The organism is Spirosoma sp. KCTC 42546, from assembly GCF_006965485.1.
GTDB lineage: Bacteria > Bacteroidota > Bacteroidia > Cytophagales > Spirosomataceae > Spirosoma.
The window spans coordinates 1,076,324-1,097,145 of record NZ_CP041360.1 but is presented as its reverse complement, the minus strand read 5'-3'; the positions used below and the strand labels follow the sequence as shown (position 1 = coordinate 1,097,145).

Here is a 20,822-nt window from a genome sequence, read left to right as displayed (position 1 = left end):
CAAGCGAGAACGGGTAATTGACCCCACCCCAACCCCTCTCCTGTTTTTCAAGGGCAGGGGTTGGGGTGGGGTCAATTACCCGTGTCCATCACCGAACATCCAATGTCCGCCAACGGACATTCTCCACTAAAGATTTTTCAGCTAAACTACTGACTAAAAACACCTTACCTGACTGGCATGCCGCTTGCTCTTATATACTTACCCGTTTGTCAGTTGCTTAACAGCAGAAGAAATTCAGCATCATGCAACCTTCGTTTATCAAACAGCATCTTTACTGCATAAACCAACAATCACTATGAAACGCAACCAGTTTCTACTAACCCTTCTTGGCGTAGCCACCTTCTCGCTGACAGCATTAGCCGCTGCCCCTACCCGTTATGATGACCAACCTTACCAAACCAAAACCTTTTCGGGTAATATCAACGCCGTGCGTGCCGAAACATCGGGCGGTAGCCTGACCATTGAAGGTGGCACCGACATGAACGCCAAGGTGGAAATGTATGTACGGGGCAACAACGGAAACGGCAACCTCGACAAATCCGAAATCGAAGATCGTCTGAAAGACTACGACATCTCCATTTCCCAGGAAGGGGGCACCATCGTTGCCACAGCCAAACGTCACAACAACCTCAACAACTGGAAAAATAGCCTGAGCATTAGCTTCAAATTCTACACACCCCGTAAAGTTGCCGCAGATCTGCGCACGTCGGGTGGGTCGATTCATCTGGCATCGCTCAGTGGTACGCAGAAGTTCCGCACGAGTGGTGGTAGCCTGCACATGAGTGATGTAGATGGCGATATCAACGGACAAACCTCGGGTGGTTCCATTCACTTTGATGGCTGTCAGGCTGGAACCTCGGGCCGCCTTGACCTACAAACGTCGGGTGGGTCGATTGAAGGTAAATCATCGACGGGCAATATGCGCCTGCACACATCGGGTGGCAGCATTCGTCTTACCGATCTGAAGGGTGACATTGATGCACAAACCAGCGGTGGCAGTGTGAATGGAGAAAGCCTGGAGGGCGATATTAAAGCAAGTACATCGGGCGGATCGGTACGACTTGCCAATGTGGCTGGCAGCATCGACGCCAGTACAAGCGCAGGTGGCGTTGATGTGAGCATCACGAAACTGACCGGCCCTGTTCGGCTGTCTACCAGCGCTGGTAGTGTTCGTGTACGGATGCCCCTCGACAAAGGAATTACGCTGAATTTGAGCGGCAATAGCATTAAAATTCCGCTGAACAACTTCAATGGCGATACCGAAAAAGATCGTATTCGAGGTACGTTGAACGGCGGTGGTATCCCTGTAACCCTGACGGCCAGCAGTGGAAGCGTTTATGTGAACCAGTAATTAATGAAAAATGTAGAATGAGTAATGGATAATGTACCATCTTGGCATTATCCATTACTCATTCTACATTTTTCATTTTCTATGTCCACTTCGTTTTTCGACCGGCGACTAATCATTAATACTATTCTGACGCTACCCGGTAGCGCTTTGCTATTGTATTGTATTCGGGTCGCCATTGCCGCGCATCTTCCTTATTTAGTAGCTACTATTTTAGCAACGACCCTCGGTTTTCTGGAGCCCCGCAAAGGCTGGTTTCTGGCGTTGGTGCAGGCAGGTACGATCTGGATTGTCTACATGTTTTTTCTGGTGCATCCCACGAATAATTTCCACATTGAACTCGAAAACTTTGGGCTCTATGGCTCCATGATTCTGTCGTTTGTGGGGAGTTTTGTTGGCGGACGACTCAAACGGATTCTGGACCGGAGCAAATCGGGGCGAAGCAAATCATAAGACCCACTACTCTACGCGTATGAGTTCGTTCGAACGTAACGCCAACCGCCTGACAATCCTCCTGCTCTTTACGTTAGTAGGTATATCTATTACCGGCTCAATCTGGCTGACCGGGCCAATACCAACCCATTTCAATGGAAACGGGCAGGCCGATCACTTCGGAAGCCCCGACACATTGCTACTGTTACCTATTCTTTGCCTATGTATGGTCGGAATCCTCTGGGCAATTCGCTATACGCCTACCGAACTAATGAATTTCCCTGGTCCACGGACGCCTGAGCATATAGCCAGCCAACGACAAAATTTCGATCAATTAGTCGCGACAATCCGGGTTTTAGTAACCGGATTATTTTTGTGCATCGCTGGTCAAATTAGTTGGGCAAGCGCTTATCATCAGAAGCAGGTTAGTCTCTGGCCATCCTTTCTTTTTATAGCGCTATTCTTCATTAGTACGCTCATGAGCCTGGTGAGGGCCTATAGGCTATCCGTTTCGAATAAGTAGCTTCCAGTGATGTCGGGTTCTTCAACCCGACATAGCGAGGTTTCTCAAAACCTCCTTTATATCTTTATTACGATTACGGACGGTTTTGAGAAACCTTGCCGTATCAGGTCTGAGGACATGACACCACGGAGCCTCGGAAACCACAAGCCTCCCAATGAACCCTACCGATAATACGGTGGCACTTTCAAAAACACAGCATCTCGTATCGATGGATTACGCATGAGAACACTCTCGTAATAATTCAGCATAAGCTGATCATCCGCACTGAGTTCCGAGAATGTCAGGTAAGGAAGCGTACCAGCCCGTTTAAGCTCCCTCAGCATAGCTTCTACATTCCCGAAGGTAGCCGATGAAGTAGGCTTGATAACAGCCGCCACATCGCCTGCGGCCGAGTTCCCAACAGTCGCCAATACATTACGGATACCTTCCGGCCCAAAAGACGTTTGCTGTAATTCTACAATGTCATCCCCATGCCAATGCTGGATAACACCAATTCTATCCTTATCCAGAAGAACTAACGCGACCAGCTTTTTAGGGTACGTAGGTGACTCATATTTACGGCAACCGTTGGGTACCGTAACGCCCATAATGACTGGACGTTGAGTTGCTTTGGTGAATACAAAAAATACAATCAGCAATAAGGCTACGCCTATAAAGGGAGCGAAATCAAGGCGGACGGGTGCGTACGTTCGGCGTGTTGTCATGGCAGTAAGTGCTTTAGCGGATTGATGGCTGAAACGGCTTATTTCCACAAACGCGTTTCGGTTTTTGTATCTTTACAGCCCGTTTGATGCCTCTTCGCTATGTTCCTAATAACCCAGAAAATTCCCTTTGCTACCCTGCTTCCCTCCTTTGAGGGCGACTTGTATTTTGATGAATCGCCCGAACACACGGCCCAACGAATTCTGTATGCAACCGATGCGTCGGTATATCAGGAAATGCCGATAGCAGTAGCGCTGCCTAAATCGGTTGCCGACATCAAGATGCTACTCCGATTTGCCCAACAGCATAACATTGGGCTAATTCCCCGCGCGGCTGGTACGTCACTGGCCGGGCAGGTAGTTGGGAGCGGCATCGTCGTCGATATATCCAAGTATTTTGGAAAAATCCAGGAAATCAATGCCGACGAAAAATGGGTGCGCGTTCAGCCGGGCGTTATCCGCGACGACCTGAATGCCTTTCTGAAACCCCACGGGTTACTGTTCGGCCCCGAAACCTCTACAGCCAGTCGGGCTATGATTGGCGGCATGATTGGCAATAACTCCTGTGGCCTACACTCCATTATCTGGGGCACCACCCGCGACCACCTGCTCGAAGTTCGGGCGGTATTGAGCGACGGAGCCGAGGTTACCTTCGGGCCGCTCTCGCAGGACCAGTTCGACGCGAAATGTAACGGTGAAAACATAGTAAGTCCCCTCGAACAGCGCCTATACGTTCAATTCCGCGACTGGCTCTCGAAACCGGCGGTTCAACAACACATCCGCGAAGGCTACCCCAAACCAACCGTCACCCGCCGAAATACGGGTTATGCACTGGATGCGATGATAAAATTTTGGGAGGAGAGGGAGAAAGGGGACGAGAGGGAGGAAAGGAGCCCTAATCGGTCAGCCCCTTTCCTCTCCTCCCCTTCCTCCCTCTCCTCCCCCCAATTCAACTTCTCCCACCTCATCGCAGGCTCAGAAGGAACACTTTGCTTTATTACCGAAGCAAAGCTCAATTTGCTCCCGCTGCCGCCGAAAGAAACTGCGCTGGTTTGCGCGCATTTTCAAACCATTCGCCAATCGCTCGAAGCGAACCTTGTGGCGTTGGCGCATAACTGCTCAGCCTCGGAGCTGGTGGATGATTACATTCTGCAACTGACCAAAACCAACATCGAGCAGCTTAAAAACCGGGCGTTCGTAGAAGGTGATCCAAAGGCCATTCTGATGGTTGAATTTTTTGACGATACCGTAGAAGGCGTTGGAAAAAAGGCGAAGGCGTTTGTAGATGAGTTGAAGCTGAAAGAACTGGGCTATACGTATCCTATTCTGTTCGACGAAGACACCAAAAAACCGTGGGCGTTGCGAAAGGCGGGATTGAGCATTATGTATAATATCCCCGGCGATGAGAAACCAGCTAACGTCATTGAAGACACCGCCGTCGATGTTCACGACCTACCCGATTATATCGATGAACTGGACAAAATGGCGTGGGAGAACCACGGTCTGAAACTCGAATACTCAGCCCATGCCGGGGCGGGAGAAATCCACGTTCTGCCGCTGATCAATCTTAAGTCGTCAACAGGACGGGCGAACTTCCGGGCGTTGCTCCTGGATACGGCGGCACTCGTCAAAAAATACGGTGGTTCGCTCTCTGGTGAGCACGGCGACGGTCGACTTCGGGGTGAGTGCATTGCCTTTATGCTCGGGCCCGAAAACTTCCAGTTGTGCAAGGATGTCAAAGACCTGTGGGACCCACACAATACGTTCAATCCGGGCAAAGTGGTGAATACGCCCCCCATGAACGAGTCGCTGCGGTCGGAGGCCGATGTGGTTATTCCCCAGCCAAAAACCATTTTCGACTTCTCGAAAGATGGGGGAATGCTCGAACTGGCCGAGAAGTGCTCGGGTTCCGGCGATTGCCGAAAAACCGAAATCTCGGGTGGAACGATGTGCCCTAGCTACATGGCTACCCGGCGTGAGCACGATACGACACGGGCACGCGCCAATATCCTGCGGCATTTTTACAGCAATCAATCTACGCCAACCGAAAATGACTACGAGGCCGTAAAAGATGTGCTGGATTTATGTCTGTCGTGCAAAGCCTGCAAAGCCGAATGCCCATCGAGCGTGGACATGGCACGTATGAAAGCTGAGTTCACTCAGCAGAAATACAGGGAAAGCGGAATTCCTCTACGAGCGCGTTTGATCGGCAATTTCACCAGCCTGATGAAAATGGCCAGCCTCGTACCCTGGGCCTACAACGGGTTCTATGAAACATCGGCTCTACGTCGGATCGCGAACCGTGCCGTTGGCTTCCACCCCGACCGGACCATGCCCGAAATGGCAAAGACGACCTTACGAAAGTGGTGGTGGGAACAGAAAAAAGAGGAAAACGAACGGATAGGCCGCGAGAAGCGAAACAATTACACGCCATCAGGCCTACCGGATGCATCGGAGCCAAAACCCGGTTCCGTACTGCTCTTTGCCGATGAGTTCACAAATTATAATGACGTAGAAGTTGGCAAAAAAGCCATTCAGTTGCTGGAGCGTCTGGGTTATACAGTAGCGCTCCCTAACCATGACGAAAGTGGCCGGACGTATTTGTCAAAAGGGTTAGTGGATGAAGCTAAGAAACTGGCGATTCGTAATGTTACGATCTTCAAAGACATCGTTACCGACGAAACGCCCCTGATTGGTCTGGAACCGTCGGCTATTCTGACTTTCCGGGATGAATACCCCGATCTCGTTCCGGCTGAGTTAAAAGCCGATGCCTTACGTATCGCCCAAAACGTCTTCCTGTTTGAGGAATGGCTCGCTCGTGAAGCCGACGCTGGCCGAATTGACCGTAGTTTGTTCACGACTAAAACTGAATTGGTGAAGGTTCACGGCCACTGCCACCAAAAGGCGTTGTCGTCAATGATTCCAGTCAAGAAGGTGTTGTCGTTACCCAAAAACTATAACGTCCAGCTAATTCCATCAGGCTGCTGCGGTATGGCGGGTTCGTTTGGTTTCGAGACCGAACATTACGACTTGTCCATGCAAATTGGCGAGTTGGTGTTGTTCCCAGCCGTTCGTAAGGCCGATAACGCCATTATCTCAGCAGCAGGCACCAGTTGCCGCCATCAGATCAAAGACGGAACGGGCCGTAAAGCCCAACACCCCGCCGAGATTTTGTTTGATGCGTTGACGTAACGCGGCCACGCTACAAAAAACCTTTTGCGTTCTCAGTGGTTCTCCATAGACCTAAAACATTCCCAATAGTCATGGAAAATTCAAATTCTTCAGCCCTTAGTGACGGAGCACAACAAGCCAATCTGGTATCCAACGAAAACGCAGAAGCGATGTTCGGTGCCGACCAGGCTGAAACCAATATGGTTAAACTAGTGGACGGTAAACTAACGTCCATCGGCGATACCGAAGACGACGTAGTAGACGGTCAACTTGCTAACCGATATAGTTCCGATGAAGAGCGGACGTTGCAGGGAGACGCATCACGCGGTAAAACCTACGAAAATTCAGATGCCTCTTTACATGTAGGTACTGGCGTAGATGAAGACAACCTGCCAAACGATCCAATTGCCGTTGGCGACATTACTGGAAATCCTGATGCAGGTTCGACCGTAGCCACGGGGTTATCGTCGGAAGATGAACCCACTACACCGACCAATTCGTTTGGTAGCTGGAACGTCATCGGAAGCAGCAATGGCTTTGGCAACTACCCATCTGGCGATATGATTCCGTCGACACCCGGCTCGCCAAATCCAATTCAACCGGTGCCGGGCATTCCCGAAACACCACCAACACCACCTGTACCAGGGCCAGAAATCCCCGAAATGCCGGGAACGCCCAAGCCCGACGTACCGGAAGTTCAGGACCCCAGCGAACCCGATCGTTCACATGAGATCAATGCGCAGGGCCTCAGCACCTTCACCTCGGCGGCCCCTGGCGTTGTACCGACAAATGGACCAAAGCCAGACGGACACGTAGCCGAAACGAAGTACGAAGGTTTACCAGAGGCCGCAAAAGCCGTTCCTGGAACCGAGGAAGGAATGGAAGACAAGCCGGACACCGGCGACTCAGCCCGTCCTTACGATGTAAACGCAAAAGACACTGCCGACAATCAACCCGGCGAGCGGCCTGAAGAAGCCAAAGAAGCCCAAAAACTTCCCCGCGAAATGGCCGATGAAAGTAGTATAGCCGCACAAGACATGGTGTCGGGGCCAGATCGCTCCGATCAGAAATCAACCGAAGGCCTCGACCGGAAGTATAATGATCCGGAAGCCGCCCGCGAAATGGCGAGTTAATAGTTCTTTAAACCGCAAAGAGCGCAAAGGAAAGCGCAAAGTTCGCTAAGGATTTTCTCTGCGACCTTTGCTCCTCCTTTGCGCTCTTTGCGTTTAAAACATACCTTTAACTCAAAATTCTAAACTCCATGAAAAAACTACTTTTGCTAGAGCTGGTGTATTGCCTGTTCGCATTCACAGCACCCCCAAAATGGACATCGTTGTTTGATGGCAAGACCATAAAAGGCTGGCACAGTTACCATAAAGATGGCGTTGTTGGCTGGTCCATTGAAGATGGTGCCCTCACGCCCGACGGTACCGGTGGCGACCTCGTAACCGACAAAGAGTACGAAAACTTTGAGCTGGAGTTCGAGTTCAAAATTCCCAAAGGCAGTAACAGTGGCGTGGTCTACAAAATCATCGACAGCCCCGATATCAAATCGACCTATATGTCGGGCCCCGAGTATCAGGTAATCGACGATAAAGGCTATCTGGACGGAGACGGCAAGCCTTACAAATTGAAAGATACCCAAATGACCGGTGCTAACTACGACATGATCCCGCCCTCGGATTTTAGCGTTGCTAAAGCACCCGGTGAGTGGAACAAAGGCCGTATTGTTGTCAATAAAAACCACGTTGAGCATTTCCTAAACGGCAAAAAACTGGTCGATTACGAATACGGCTCCGACAATTGGAAAGCCCTGGTAGCCAAAAGTAAATTTGCCAACTGGCCCTATGCTACGGCACACGCTAAAGGCAAAATCGCCCTGCAAAATCACAGTCCTAAAGAGCGCGTCTGGTACAAGAACATCCAGATTCGGGAGTTGTAGAAGCGTAGAAGCAACAAGGCCACAGATTTAGTCAAATCTGTGGCCTTGTTGCTTCTACGCTTCTATCCTTTTTGTGGTGACTTCTTACAATCTATCAGTACAAACTTAGGACTACGAACCCAGCGCATTGTTTGTTGCCATCATATCCTCGGCCCGTTTCCCTAGCTTAATGTTAGGGAAACGGGCCATTTTTTAGTACAAAATAGCCTGTTCGCAACCAAATCTGGTATATCAAAAAGATGATACTAAACTCATAATCACCGTTTTCTTGTATGAAAAACAAGTCCCTTTTCTTTGCCATGCTCCTGGTGGGCTTATCGCTCGGAACGGCCTGGGCCATTCGCGGGCAATTTGGCCATGAATACGGTGCGGCCTGGGCTGGTGCCATTGGGTCCCTGAGCGTTTTACTCGTTGCCAAACGTGCCGATTGGTACGCCAGGGTTTTTACTGCCACCCTGGCTGGTGCTATTGGTTGGGGCTTGGGCGGGTTGGCAAGCTATGGCATTGTCGTAGGGTATGGTCGAGACACCGAGTTTATCAATGTCTTTTACGGGCTAACGATGTTATTTGTCATCGGCGGATTGTATGGCTTTCTGGGCGGGGGATTATTTGGGTTAGCCCTAACCGACTCGGCGGTCAAACCTGTGAAGTGGTCTGAAGTAATCGTCGAAATGGTTGTAGGCGCGGTGGTGTTCTACTTTTTCATGATTGAAGAATTCGACTGGCGTATGACCCCGCCCCGTTCCGAAATGTGGGCCGCTTGCTTCGGAGCGGCAGTGGCGCTGACCTGGTATCTGGTACGTCACCGATACGATTCGGCCTTACGCGTAGCCGTGTTTGCCGGTTTAGGCGGTGGCTTTGGTTTTGCTTTCGGTAATTTCCTCCAGGTTCTGGGGCATCTGACCGAAATCAAATTCAATTTTTGGAACGTTATGGAATATTCATTGGGCTTTTTTGGCGGTCTGGGTATGGCCTACGGAACCCTTACCTCCGAATGGGAATCGAGCGAAACTACGCAGCCTAAAATCCGGGTCTGGTTTTCTTTACTGATGGTTTTGCTGGTGATTCCTTCTATTGTATGGCAGCAATCATTTGATTTAGAACGCCTTCAGGGAATTTTCAACAAAATCGACATCTCTCCGGAAAGTCCCCTTCTTTGGGTTGTACAATTGGTTTCAATTGGCATGGTACTCTCCATGACAGGCTGGTGTTGGTTCCGTTTTTACCAGAACAAATCCAACCCTGTCTCTTATTCACAACATGATGTTTTTGCTCTCTTTCTTGGCCATTGGGGGCTGTACATCATGTTCAGTTTGTTGCTTACGGGTGCCTTTATGAGTGGCTATCGAGTTGAGCAGTACTTATACATCGCCAACTGGGTGGTGGTCGCATTTCTGATCGGCAAAACCCACCCCATCTTTACACATAAGCCCCTTGCGCCTAAAAAATGGGCTATCAATTTTGGTGGACTACTCGCGTTTTTCGCGTTGCTTACATTTCTCCTTATCCATTCTCACGGCGAACTGAAAGGTTCACAAAAACGATTCGGAGTACCACCACCTGCAGATAGTTCCCAGTAGGATGATTACAAACCTATAAGGTCTTTGAGACCTTATAGGTTTAAACAGTGTGATTACTTCACCTCAAACTGATACGTCCCGGCCTGTAATTGTTGAGCAGCCGATGAACCCGGCAATTTCAGCGTAGCTGTCGAGTTGGGTGGAACCGTTATGGAATACGTAACCCCCTGCCCTACCCGTTTCCACGATGAACGTATAGTGCCATACGGGCTATCGTGTGTGGCGTCGAAGTGATCGAGACCCGCTACAAAATGGGGTTCCAGCAGTACGTTTTTGAAACCCGGATGCACGGGGTCTGGTTTGATCCCGCCAAGGGCTTTGTAGTACCAGGCACCGATTTCGCCAAACATGATGTGGTTCATCGAAATATCACTTTTGGCGTCAATCGGCCAGTTTTCGTAAAGCGTTGTAGCGCCATTGGCAATCCACCAACCCCAGGACGGAAACGTTTCCTGCGAAGCCACTTTGTAAGCCAGATCGGCATGACCGTTTTCGCTGAGAGCGTTCAAAATCGCTTTCGTTCCCAAAAGACCAACATCGATATGCGAATTATCGGCTTCGACCCGTTTGGCAAGATTGGCCGCTACTTTGCGTTTAAACTCGTCCGGCACTAAGCCCCACTGCAAAGGCACGCTCAGTTCGGTTTGTAAACCTGTGCCATAACTTCCGGTTTCCTTATTCAGGTACTTCGTATTGACCGCATTTTTGATTTTATTCGCCAAGGCCGAATATATAGCCGCGTCGCTCTGTTTGCCCAGTAATTTCGCGGTCTTCGCCAGAATCGACGCATCTGTGAAGTAGTAAATGGACGACGTAAACTCTACCGGCGATTTCGATTTCACGGGCACCCAGTCGCCTAACCCCCAGGATGTCAGGCCCGATGGGCTTTGCTCGTTAATGTGATCGACGTACCGTTTGATGTTGTCGTAGTTATCGGCCAGTATTTTTTTGTCGCCGTAAAACAGGTAGATATTCCAGGGAATGATGGCGATAGTGCTTGTCCAGTCGGGGCCATTGGCCCATTCGTAGCCCCAGCCGCCGGTTGGAATAATGGCCGGGAGCACACCATTCGGCTGTTGTTCGTCGCGGTGATCGGCCAGCCATTTTTCGTAGATCGTGATGCCATCGAAATTATACAGGCCCGTTTCAATCGCAATTTGCCCATCGCCCGTCCAGCCGTTTTTCTCCCGTTGTGGACAATCCGTTGGATAGCCAAACAAGTTTGAGAGATAGGAATTATTGGTTGCCCACCAGATTTTGTCCAGCGTTGGGTTGGCCGATTTTACCTGACCCGCAACCGGCACGTCGCTATGCATGAAATAGCCCGTCAGGTTTTCTTTAGTCAGGTCAATGGGCTTACTACTAGTTACCTCTACATACTGAAAGCCCTTGTAATTGAAGTGCGGGATGAAAGTTTCTTCACCTTTATCACTCAGGATAAAAATATCGGTCTGGAACGGATCAGAGGTACCGACTGGACGATAGTGTGCGTCGATATTCGATTGATCGACGTGACCGTCTTTATACAACCGTTCGGCGTGTTTCAGCCGTAACGTAGTACCTACCGAACCTTTCACCCGAAACTGACAAACGCCGGCAATGTTCCGGCCTAAGTCATAGACGAAGGTGGTGTCGTTGATTTTGGCGATGCCTTTGGCAGGAATCGTTTCCACGTTTCGGATTGGATGAACGGCCTGCGCAACGATGTTTGTTGATGGAGCATCCCGCATAATGGGATCCTTCCATTTCGAATCATCAAAATTCGCCATGTTCCAGCCGGGTTGTTCCAGCCGGGCGTCGTAGTGCTCTGCCGTGTAAATGCTGTTGAAAATGATAGGGCTCAGGGCCGTTTTCCAGTCTTTTCCTGAGGTAATTGTTTCGACAGAACCATCGTCATAGGTAATGCGCAGATCCAGACAGAACGTAGGACGCGCCCGCCAGGGCGCTTTGTCGAAAAACCAGACCGCCGTCGATTGATGGTTGTACCAGCCATTTCCGAGCAAAACGCCAATGGCATTTCTGCCGCTTTGGAGTTGTTTCGTCACATCGTACGTAACGTATAACGTCCGCCGATCAAATCGGGTATACATGGGATCGAGCCGGTGGTTCCCGATTTTCTGACCATTCAAATACAACTCGAACAGACCGCCAGCTGCGATGTAGGCCCGTGCCGATTTGATTTTCTTTTTCGTGTCAAACGCTTTCCGAAAATAGGGAGCCGGTTTCAGATCCACATCGCTGACATCGCTAATCCACGCACCCTGCCAGTTTTTGCTGTGCATTAAACCCGTTTCAAAACTCGCTACCAACGAAGCCGACGGTTTGCCATCCTTATCCCAAATCTCCACCTTCCAGTAGTATTTGGTGAAGGGCTGAAGCGGCTTCCCGGCATAGGTAATAAGCTGACTATCTGACGGCAATTTAGTTGTTTGCCAGCTGCTGCCTTTCCCTTGACTCACCGCCTTCGAATCTGTTCCAACATACACTTGATAGGCTGTTTGCTTCGCTCCGCGTCGGGCATCGTCCAGCCGCCATGCTAATCGGGGAGTGGGGGCATCGATACCAAGTGGGTCAACTAAATGCTCACATTGGAGGCCGACGGGTGTGCAGGGAGGTACTGCAAAGGATCGAAATGGCAGCGACAGAACGAGTAGTAGGAAGAAAATTCTGAGCGAAGGCAGTTGGGTCATGGGGTCTCTATTAATTCACAGCAATTTCTGTATTTATCACCGAGTAAGAATCCTGTACTTTCCTGTATTAATAGAACGCTGATTTTTATGATTGTTATGATTAGGTTATGATTAGCTATAGGGCCGAGTACATAACATTAGGCAAGGAATCTGTTTGATATTTCATCATAACAAATCCGTTATATCATAAAAATCAGCGTTCTATTACTTTCAAACCCAAATCCCAGGAATCAGTGCGGAACGGGATGACGGGCAAGCCTTCTTTACTGAACAAATTAGGTTCGGGCGCATCGCGAAACGCAAAACGAACGGCCACTGGATTATTGACTGTTGGTGCCCATACCTCCACTGCCTTGCCGTTAATGCGGGCTTGCGCTTTGGTGAAAACCTGATCAACACCAGCAATCTCAAAATCAGTAAGTTCCTTTCCAGTCGTACTCAATCCGTTCGGCACATTATCGAATGAGAGTCGGATTGTATTGCTATTCACCTGCATGGAACGGTACTGCGGGCTTTTATAACTGCCTACATGTCGACCGTATGTTTCCGTCAACGCCCAGTTTGCCAGCCGATTACCCACTTCTTTTTTGTAAATCGGATGCACATCGTTGATGTTATCTGCTAGATCCGTCGTGATAATCATGCCCGACTTCGCTATATCCATCGCCTTCGTTTGGTTTTCCCGAACGAGCGCGGTCTCGTATTTTCCGCCAGACTGATAGGGAGCCAGTTGGACGTAATAAAACGGGAAATCACGCTGCCAAAGCCCTCGCCAGCTATCGACCAGCAAGTGCATTAACTGATAGTAAGCCGGTGCATAATGTCGATTTGATTCGCCCTGATACCAGATGACACCAGCAATGGCGTAGGACGTAATGGGCGCCACCATCCCATTATATAACCAACCCGACTTGGTAGGAGCCCACTGCGTTTTTATCATTTTTTGAGCCGAATGGCGCAACTCCGGGTACAGATTGACTAATTCTTCAGGCATCCAGGTTTCTATTTTCGACGCGCCCCACGACATATCGATCAGACCAATGGGTACTTGAAGCGTTGCCTGGAGCTTTTTCCCGAAGAAATAACCAACCGCGCTGAAATTTTTCAGGCTTACCGAATCACATACGCTCCAGGCTCCTCTGACATCGTTTTGTGGAGTAGCGGCCGACCGTTTATCCATCTTGAACAGGTGAATAGTCGGATTGAAAGCCCGTGGCAACTCAGCCAGTGCATCCTTAACACCCCCTGCCGCACTTAATCCCATATTCGACTGCCCTGAGCAAAGCCAGACTTCGCCAATTAAAATATTACTCAGCAACAGTGTATTACTACCCTTGATCGTGAGGGCATACGGCCCTCCAGCCTTTGGCGTTCGCAGACGAACTTTCCAGGTAGCATCCTCAGCGCAGGTAACGCTGATGGGATGGCTATCCCAACTGGCTATGACCATTATTTTCTCCGTAGGCGTTGCCCAACCCCAGATCGCTACGTCGGTTTCTTGCTGCAAGACCATATCCGAAGCCAGAATCGATGGCAAAACAACCTCGGCCCAGGCTGGCAATGCCAGTAGAAAGAAGAGTAAGATTTTCAATGGGTTAACGTTTTACTAGAATGTTTTTTTGTCATCCCGACGCCAGGAGGGATCTCAAGCTTGACTAATACGAAGCTTGAGATCCCTCCTGGCGTCGGGATGACAAAAAACTATAATGAATACATAATAGCTTTAATAGCGATGTATAGCCTATAAATTCAGCTTACGCCCGCATACCCAGTTTGTTCAGCAATTGCACGGCTTCGCTCCAGGGCACTTCATGCGGGAGCTTGTTGGTTTTGGCGGCAATAGAAGCAACGGCACCGGCAGCTTCGCCCATAGCGACGGCATCGCCCGTGACGCGGTAGCTGGCGTGGGCCGTAAAATCACCACTGATGCAACGCCCTGCCATCATCAGGCCATCCACATCTTTGGCAATTAGTGCCCGTAGCGGAATATCGTAGGGAATCATTTTGACTCCTCCACGACCAATGGTTTCCACTTCATTCGCCTTCCGGTCTGATGCGTGAATATCAACGCCAAACGTAGGACGCACAACGGCATCCTCATGGCGAACACCAACGACCAAATCCTCTTTGGTAACAGTGTAGCGACCATGTATCCGTCGGCCATCCCGAATGCCGATTTGTTCGGGAGTTGCCACGATCTGCATCCCTTCCCAGGGGCCACCTAACTTATTCAGTCCCCGAACAATATTGTACACCTCAGCTCTGGCCCGCACCGTTGCCTCCGTAATCTCGTCGGCATCGAACGCTTTAATGTTGTACTCATGGTTGACCATCACCATCACCAGATTGTCCCGAATCAGAAAGAGCGTGGGCATTCCGTAGGATGGGGTAATACCGGCCCTGGCGATCTCTTTTTTGAACGCTTCAACCGCCTGAACGTGCCAGTTCATGTTGGCTTTATCGCCGTCATCTTTATAAAACGAAATGTATTGTTTGAGGGCGGCCGCATCGCGTACAACAGCCAACGTATTGAGGGTAAGCGGTTGACAAGGGCAAGTATCTCCCCCTTTACCAATTTCCCAACCATTGCCAGCCTGAGCGCCCAGATCGCCATCGCCCGTGGCGTCAATAAACACCTTTGCTTTCCAGGCTTCCCGGCCTGACTTAGAATCGGTAACGACTGTGGTGAGTTGTTTTTTGTCTTTGTAAGCTGCGGCTACTCGCGTATGCAGCCGAAACTTCACCCCCGCTTCGGCACACATTTCCTCCAGCAGGACTTTCATTTCGTCAGGATGATATACAAACTGATCGGCAACCTGATTACGCCGGGCGTCGCGTTGATCCAGTCGTTGCTTGATTTCCTTAGTTAAACCGGGCTTGTTGAAATCGAAAATATAGGTCAATAAGCCAGCAGTCCAGACACCGCCCAGACAGCCGTGAATTTCAATGAGTTGGGTTTTCGCCCCAGCGCGAGCTGCTGTAATGGCTGCCGAAACGCCCGCTGGGCCAGCACCACAAACTACGACGTCGACTTCTTCTTTTATCGGCACATTGCGGGCAGGTTCTTTAAACTCGCTGTTGCTTTTGGGCGGAGCATCGGCACCTAATGCCAATGCTGGCAAAGCCGCAGCACCCGTTCCGGCAATGGCTGATTGTATAAATTTCCGGCGATTCAGGTTAAACATGGCCGAAAGGCGATTTTGGTTTTTAGACGATTTCATAAGGATTGATTTGTTTTCGGTATTCGGTTTACGGTAAGCTGACGCATCCGTGTTTCTTGCGTCAGTTTACCGTAAACCGAATACCGTGAACTAGTTATTAATACCCCGGATTCTGGTCTTTTACGGCGTCTATGGCCGTGTTGTAGCTTACTTCCGAAACAGGAATAGGCCACAGGTAATGTTTCTGGGCGATGGTTTTTCCTTTGGCCGCCAGAATAATATCGGCGGCTTTGCCGGTACGTTTTAGTTCGAGCCAGCGCTTTCCTTCGTACTGAAACTCGTAGCCGTACTCTTTCACGACCAGATTCAGAAAGGCGTCTGATGTAGCATAATCGGCAAGTTTGAAATCGACAGTTGACGCGGTGGCCGAGGGCTTACCATACGCCCGACGGTGTACTTGATTCAGTGCTTCCATCGCAGCGGCTGTTGGACCGGTTGCCAATCGGGCAGCCGCTTCAGCATAGATCATCAGCAAATCGGCGTAACGGTACCAGCATACGTCATTGGCAGCTCCGGCAAATTCGAGCGAATTCGGGTCAATGTATTTTTTGCTCAAGAGCGAAGTAGTACCAATCCCGATATTCCACGAATACCAGAGCCCTTTCCGAAGATCCGCATTATCCCAGCTCATGTAAGTTGGGTTAGTGTTGTCATTATAGAGACCGAAAACACCACCGCCACCGCCCAGCAATTTCGTTCCCGGATGATTGGTCAGGGTTGGAAACAGATTACCCTGACCAGGCTGATGCGAAAATTTCAGAGAGAAAATTTCTTCAGTAGTTGTAACTACATCCGGCCCGAAGATTTTCTGAAAGTCATCCGTTGTGGCCACCTGAACCAACGCAAACTTATTGGCTTTGATCACTTCATCAGCTTTATCCCTTGCTTCAGCAAACTTTCCCAACTGTAAATACACGTCGGCCAGCATCGTTTTGGCCGCCCATTTGGTAGGTCTGCCGATGTCCGAAACCTGATCAGGCAGATTCGCTTCGGCTTCCTGTAAATCAGCCAGAATCAGCGAATAAACCTCATCGACGGTATTCCGTTTGGCTGTAATTTCAGTCATGTTAGCCTCCGTCCGAACCGGAACACCCGCCCAGTTTCGCACTAAATGGAAATAACTGAAGGCCCGTAGAAATTTGGCTTCGGCTACCGATTTAGTAATATCCGCTTTACTAATCGCTTTCCCATTGGGCGCATTTTTGATGACCAGGTTTGCGTTCCGAATGCTCAGATAGAAAGCTGACCAGGCCCCCGACACGCGACTGATATTGACGTTATCCAGTCCCTGGAAATTATTCAGGATCGCATAACTTCCGCGTCCGTACCCATAATCGATGTGGCCTTCCAGCACGGCGATATATACGCCCATACCGCTTGTATTGCTGTCGCGCAAGGGTGTGTAAATGGCGTTGACAGCGGCCTGTACTTCGGCCGGCGTATTGTAATACGTCTCAACAGCCAGTGACTTCGGTTCTTCCTTGAGCACATTCTCGCAGGATGTCAGGACAATAATCGAGAGTAGAAATAGTATCTTTTTCATGATTCTAAATGATTGATTTATTGAATGATAGAATCATTGAATGAGTAGAATTGGTAAAGAAGCTAGTCTATCATTCACTCATTCTATCATTCAGAATTAAAACCCGGCGCGAATGCCAAACGTGATGGACTTGGCAGTGGGGTAGCTGTACTGATCAAAACCCTGTGCGATGGAATTAGACCCACCGCTTGAATTGACCTCTGGATCCCACCAGGAATATTTGGTCAGGGTCAATAAATTCTGGCCGCTCGCGTACACCTGCGCCGATCGTATCCAGCTTACCTTCCATGTCTGAATGGGCAGATTATAGGCTAACTGAATGTTTTTCAGCCGCAGATACGAGCCATCTTCCACAAACCGATTCGATACATTAACCCGCGTTGTGCTGCTGATAATGGGATATTTGGCATTCGTGTTGGTTGGTGTCCAGTGATTAAGCATCACTTCGCGGGGCATATTCAGGCCATAGCCATAATCGACGGTATTGTTGATGGCGCTGGTATTGAAGATGTCGTTGCCCTGCGTTCCCTGAAAAAAGATGGTCAGGTCAAAATTCTTATACGACATGCTGGAGTTAAACCCATAAATAAACTTCGGATTTGGGTTGCCAATGAAGGTCTTATCCCGAACAGTAATGGTGCCGTCGCCGTCCGTATCCTTGTATTTAATTTTGCCTTTATCGTCGTAGCCGTCTTCGAGATAGCCCCAGAACATTCCCATCGGTTGACCTTCCCGAAGAATGTTCCGCGTATCGGTAATGGCTGATATATCCACGAAAGCGCCCAGAATATCCTGCCCACCGTACAATTTCACGACTTTATTCCGGTTAAAGGCGATGTTGGTATTGACATTCCATTTGAAAGCACCCGTCAGGATATTGGCATTGACACCCAACTCAAGCCCTTTATTCTGTACTTCGCCCACATTCTGGATGGTGGTTGTGAAGCCTAGGGAAGAGGGCAATTGCACTGTATTCAGCAAATCGCGGGTGTTTTTGATGTAGTAATCGGCCGTGATCAGAATCCGGTTTTGTAGAATGCCCAAGTCGATACCAATGTCTTTTTGTTCGGTGGTTTCCCATTTCAGATTACCGGGCAGATTCGTACCGGGCGAGTAGGCTGTGTAAAGCGCATCGCCGAAAATTGTTTTCCCCGAATACAATTGATTCAGTGTTGCGTAGGCATTGATGGCCTGGCTACCCGTGAGTCCCCAACTGGCCCGCAGTTTTAAATCGGAAATCGTGTTATTGTTTTTCAGAAATTCTTCATTAGAGATCCGCCAGGCCAGCGCTCCCGATGGGAAATAGCCCCATTTACTGCCTTCACTATACTTGGAGGAGCCATCGGTTCGGAAACTGAAGGTGGCCAGGTATTTACTATCGAAAGCATAATTGACACGTCCCAGATAGGACAATAGCACTGATTTAGAATAGCTGGAACCAGGAATACCCGGTGTACCAGCCGCACTTAAATCGTAGGTCTGGCTGGCGTTACTGATGTATCCCGCGCCACTGCCGCTCAGTGTTGTTGTCAGGAAATCCTGATACGTAAATCCGACCACAGCCGAAATGCTGTGTTTCTGCCGAATCGTTTTGGTGTAACTGATGGTATTTTCGTTCAGCAAGCTGGTTAGTTGGGTGGTACTCACACCCGCATTACCTACTGAACCAAAAAGATTGTTTGTCGTATAGGAATCAGAGCGATCGTCGGCACTCTCAATACCGCCCGAAATCTTGATCGTCAAGGCCGGAATAGGATTGTATACAAAGGCAGCATTGGTCAGTACCCGGTTTCCTTTTGTGAGGTTAGTTTGTTCGTTAAGGGTATTAATAGGGTTCCGTAATTGGGTGTTTACGAACGCATAGGTGGTTCCGAATACTTCGTAAGAGCCGTCGGCTTTATAAGGCCCCAATACAGGGGGCGATGAGATGGCACCCGCAATTAATGATGCCCCCCGATTCCCTCCCTGGCTATTCTGGGCGCTGGTTGTGATCTTGGTTAAGGTGCTCGCAAAATTGAACGTAAGTTTTTTGCTGATCGAGTGATTGATATTGGCCCGCAACGAATAGCGATTATAGTCACTTCCACGGATAATCCCATCCTGACTAAAGACACTGCCGGATAGTGAAAACTGTGTTCGTTCACTGCCGCCGTTAATGGTCAGGACAGCCGTTTTCATGGGTGCGGTTTGAAACACCAGATCCTGCCAGTCGGTACCCGCGCCGAACGCATTGATCTGATCCTGGGTGAAATAGGGTTTCAGTCCATCGTTGGCCGCCTGTTCATTGTAGAAGGTAGCATATTCTTTGGCGTTCATCATGTCCAGCTTTTTGCGCAGCGTTTGTGAGCTATAGCTGGTTTCAAAATCAACCGTCGATTTTCCGGCTTTACCCCGCTTGGTGGTAATCAACACCACGCCATTCGCCCCCCTTGAGCCATAAATCGCGGTGGCCGAGGCATCTTTCAGTATCTCGATATTTTCAATATCCGCATTGTTCAGCACCGTTGGATTACTACCCGAAGTCGGAAAACCATCCACTACATACAGCGGCTCGTTACTTCCCTGAATGGAGTTTGTTCCCCGAATGCGAACACTGACGCTGCCACCGGGAGCGCCCGTATTTTGTAACACCTGCACGCCAGCCGCCCGGCCCGATAAGGCCTGTAAGACGTTGGTGGATGGATAGGCGTTAAGCTCTTTGGCCTTCACCTGCGACAGCGAACCTGTCAAATCACTTTTCTTGACGGTGCCATAGCCGACCACAACCACTTCATCCAGCGACTTATCATCCGGCACCATCTGAAGATCAATAGTGGTACGGTTCCCAATCGCCACTTCCTGATTCTGATAGCCCACAAAGGAAAAGACAAGCGTGGTGGCCGGTCCGTCGCTACGGTCGTCGGGCACACTGAGTTTGTATTTCCCATCTACGTCTGTTGTTGTGCCGCGCGTGGTATTTTTAACCACCACACTAACACCGGGCAGCCCTTCGCCTGTTTCACTTTTAACGGTTCCTGAAAGTTGTCGGTCAGCCTGTTCCGGCGAAAATACAGGAACAACAGCAGCTACTTTCTGGGCTTCGTCGGGGCTTATACTAGAGACCGGTTTACGGTTTCGTTTGAGCATGATCTGGCCATTTACAAACCGATAGTCGATGCGTAGTGGCGACAGTAATTTATCCAGAACCGTAGCCAGATATTCATTAGCCACGCTAACACTCACAGGTTCATTTACCGGAATCATGTTCCGGCTATACGCAAACCGAACGCCGGTCTGGCCCTCGATTTCGGCCAGCGCTTTTTGCAGCGACACATGGTCTAACCGCAGATTAACAGGCTTTTTCAGAATATCCTGCGCATCGGTTTTGCCCGCGTAGGCAACAGCTGTGAGTAGCGAAATCAGCAAAAGTTGTAGTACAGATAACCGCATAATGAAGCAGGCCAACTTGCTTTTCGTAAAAAACTTCATAAGTTTGGATTGATTAAATTGAACAATAAGAAGCCTTCCATCACCTCAGAAGTGATGGCATTTCAGGGGGCTTCGTTCGGAATCAGGTCGAGCTGCCAAAGCGAGTGCTGCAATCACTCGTTTTGGCCGACCTTTTTTTAGAAGCGGGTAATGATCGGGGGGGTTCTTTGTCTCATAGAATGGTACAGGTTTAAGGGTTTCTC

At 49.6% G+C, this 20,822-nt stretch carries 13 protein-coding genes; 7 read left to right on the top strand and 6 right to left on the bottom strand.

The window, feature by feature from the left end; all coding sequences use genetic code 11:
• Positions 1-295 precede the first annotated feature (295 nt).
• From EXU85_RS04555 to EXU85_RS04545, 3 genes are all read left to right on the top strand, one after another.
• Entirely contained in the window at positions 296-1,351 is a 1,056-nt protein-coding gene (locus EXU85_RS04555; RefSeq protein ID WP_142770931.1) for a DUF4097 family beta strand repeat-containing protein, read from the top strand.
• 81 nt (positions 1,352-1,432) lie between these two features.
• Complete coding sequence (locus EXU85_RS04550) at positions 1,433-1,801, top strand: hypothetical protein (protein WP_142770930.1); 369 nt, start codon at positions 1,433-1,435, stop codon at positions 1,799-1,801.
• Between the two features lie 19 nt (positions 1,802-1,820).
• Entirely contained in the window at positions 1,821-2,303 is a 483-nt protein-coding gene (locus EXU85_RS04545; protein ID WP_142770929.1) for a DUF1648 domain-containing protein, read from the top strand.
• A 161-nt stretch (positions 2,304-2,464) separates the two neighbouring features.
• On the opposite strand, the gene EXU85_RS04540 is transcribed toward EXU85_RS04545, so the two are convergent.
• Entirely contained in the window at positions 2,465-3,007 is a 543-nt protein-coding gene (locus EXU85_RS04540; RefSeq protein ID WP_142770928.1) for a biopolymer transporter ExbD, read from the bottom strand.
• Between the two features lie 99 nt (positions 3,008-3,106).
• Here EXU85_RS04540 and EXU85_RS04535 point away from each other — a divergent pair, with 99 nt between their 5' ends.
• From EXU85_RS04535 to EXU85_RS04520, 4 genes are all read left to right on the top strand, one after another.
• Positions 3,107-6,196 carry an FAD-binding and (Fe-S)-binding domain-containing protein gene (locus tag EXU85_RS04535; RefSeq protein WP_142770927.1) on the top strand — a complete coding sequence of 1,030 codons (3,090 nt, stop codon included), beginning with the start codon at positions 3,107-3,109 and terminating at the stop codon, positions 6,194-6,196.
• Between the two features lie 71 nt (positions 6,197-6,267).
• The gene (locus EXU85_RS04530) at positions 6,268-7,308 is read left to right on the top strand and encodes a hypothetical protein (protein WP_142770926.1); all 1,041 of its coding nucleotides are present in this window, start codon (positions 6,268-6,270) and stop codon (positions 7,306-7,308) included.
• Between the two features lie 128 nt (positions 7,309-7,436).
• Positions 7,437-8,117, top strand: coding sequence for a DUF1080 domain-containing protein (locus EXU85_RS04525; protein WP_142770925.1), 681 nt, complete (start codon positions 7,437-7,439; stop codon positions 8,115-8,117).
• A gap of 272 nt (positions 8,118-8,389) precedes the next feature.
• Positions 8,390-9,697, top strand: coding sequence for a hypothetical protein (locus EXU85_RS04520; protein ID WP_168207740.1), 1,308 nt, complete (start codon positions 8,390-8,392; stop codon positions 9,695-9,697).
• Positions 9,698-9,750: 53 nt separating this feature from the next.
• Here the strand turns inward: EXU85_RS04520 and EXU85_RS04515 are convergent, their stop codons facing one another.
• The 5 genes from EXU85_RS04515 to EXU85_RS04495 form a co-directional block, all read right to left on the bottom strand.
• Positions 9,751-12,387 carry a glycoside hydrolase family 78 protein gene (locus tag EXU85_RS04515; protein ID WP_142770924.1) on the bottom strand — a complete coding sequence of 879 codons (2,637 nt, stop codon included), beginning with the start codon at positions 12,385-12,387 and terminating at the stop codon, positions 9,751-9,753.
• 193 nt (positions 12,388-12,580) lie between these two features.
• Positions 12,581-13,978 carry a sialate O-acetylesterase gene (locus tag EXU85_RS04510; RefSeq protein ID WP_142770923.1) on the bottom strand — a complete coding sequence of 466 codons (1,398 nt, stop codon included), beginning with the start codon at positions 13,976-13,978 and terminating at the stop codon, positions 12,581-12,583.
• Between the two features lie 163 nt (positions 13,979-14,141).
• Positions 14,142-15,608, bottom strand: a complete 1,467-nt coding sequence (locus EXU85_RS04505; protein ID WP_142770922.1) for an FAD-dependent oxidoreductase — start codon at positions 15,606-15,608, stop codon at positions 14,142-14,144.
• Between the two features lie 97 nt (positions 15,609-15,705).
• Positions 15,706-17,151 carry a RagB/SusD family nutrient uptake outer membrane protein gene (locus tag EXU85_RS04500; RefSeq protein ID WP_142770921.1) on the bottom strand — a complete coding sequence of 482 codons (1,446 nt, stop codon included), beginning with the start codon at positions 17,149-17,151 and terminating at the stop codon, positions 15,706-15,708.
• Between the two features lie 96 nt (positions 17,152-17,247).
• Entirely contained in the window at positions 17,248-20,619 is a 3,372-nt protein-coding gene (locus EXU85_RS04495; protein ID WP_142770920.1) for a TonB-dependent receptor, read from the bottom strand.
• Between the last annotated feature and the right edge of the window lie 203 nt (positions 20,620-20,822).

Coding starts and splice junctions, on each gene's coding strand:
- EXU85_RS04555 (WP_142770931.1), top strand. CDS start 296: ATGAAACGCAACCAGTTTCTACTAACCCTTCTTGGCGTAGCCACCTTC.
- EXU85_RS04550 (WP_142770930.1), top strand. CDS start 1,433: ATGTCCACTTCGTTTTTCGACCGGCGACTAATCATTAATACTATTCTG.
- EXU85_RS04545 (WP_142770929.1), top strand. CDS start 1,821: ATGAGTTCGTTCGAACGTAACGCCAACCGCCTGACAATCCTCCTGCTC.
- EXU85_RS04540 (WP_142770928.1), bottom strand. CDS start 3,007: ATGACAACACGCCGAACGTACGCACCCGTCCGCCTTGATTTCGCTCCC.
- EXU85_RS04535 (WP_142770927.1), top strand. CDS start 3,107: ATGTTCCTAATAACCCAGAAAATTCCCTTTGCTACCCTGCTTCCCTCC.
- EXU85_RS04530 (WP_142770926.1), top strand. CDS start 6,268: ATGGAAAATTCAAATTCTTCAGCCCTTAGTGACGGAGCACAACAAGCC.
- EXU85_RS04525 (WP_142770925.1), top strand. CDS start 7,437: ATGAAAAAACTACTTTTGCTAGAGCTGGTGTATTGCCTGTTCGCATTC.
- EXU85_RS04520 (WP_168207740.1), top strand. CDS start 8,390: ATGAAAAACAAGTCCCTTTTCTTTGCCATGCTCCTGGTGGGCTTATCG.
- EXU85_RS04515 (WP_142770924.1), bottom strand. CDS start 12,387: ATGACCCAACTGCCTTCGCTCAGAATTTTCTTCCTACTACTCGTTCTG.
- EXU85_RS04505 (WP_142770922.1), bottom strand. CDS start 15,608: ATGAAATCGTCTAAAAACCAAAATCGCCTTTCGGCCATGTTTAACCTG.
- EXU85_RS04500 (WP_142770921.1), bottom strand. CDS start 17,151: ATGAAAAAGATACTATTTCTACTCTCGATTATTGTCCTGACATCCTGC.
- EXU85_RS04495 (WP_142770920.1), bottom strand. CDS start 20,619: ATGAAGTTTTTTACGAAAAGCAAGTTGGCCTGCTTCATTATGCGGTTA.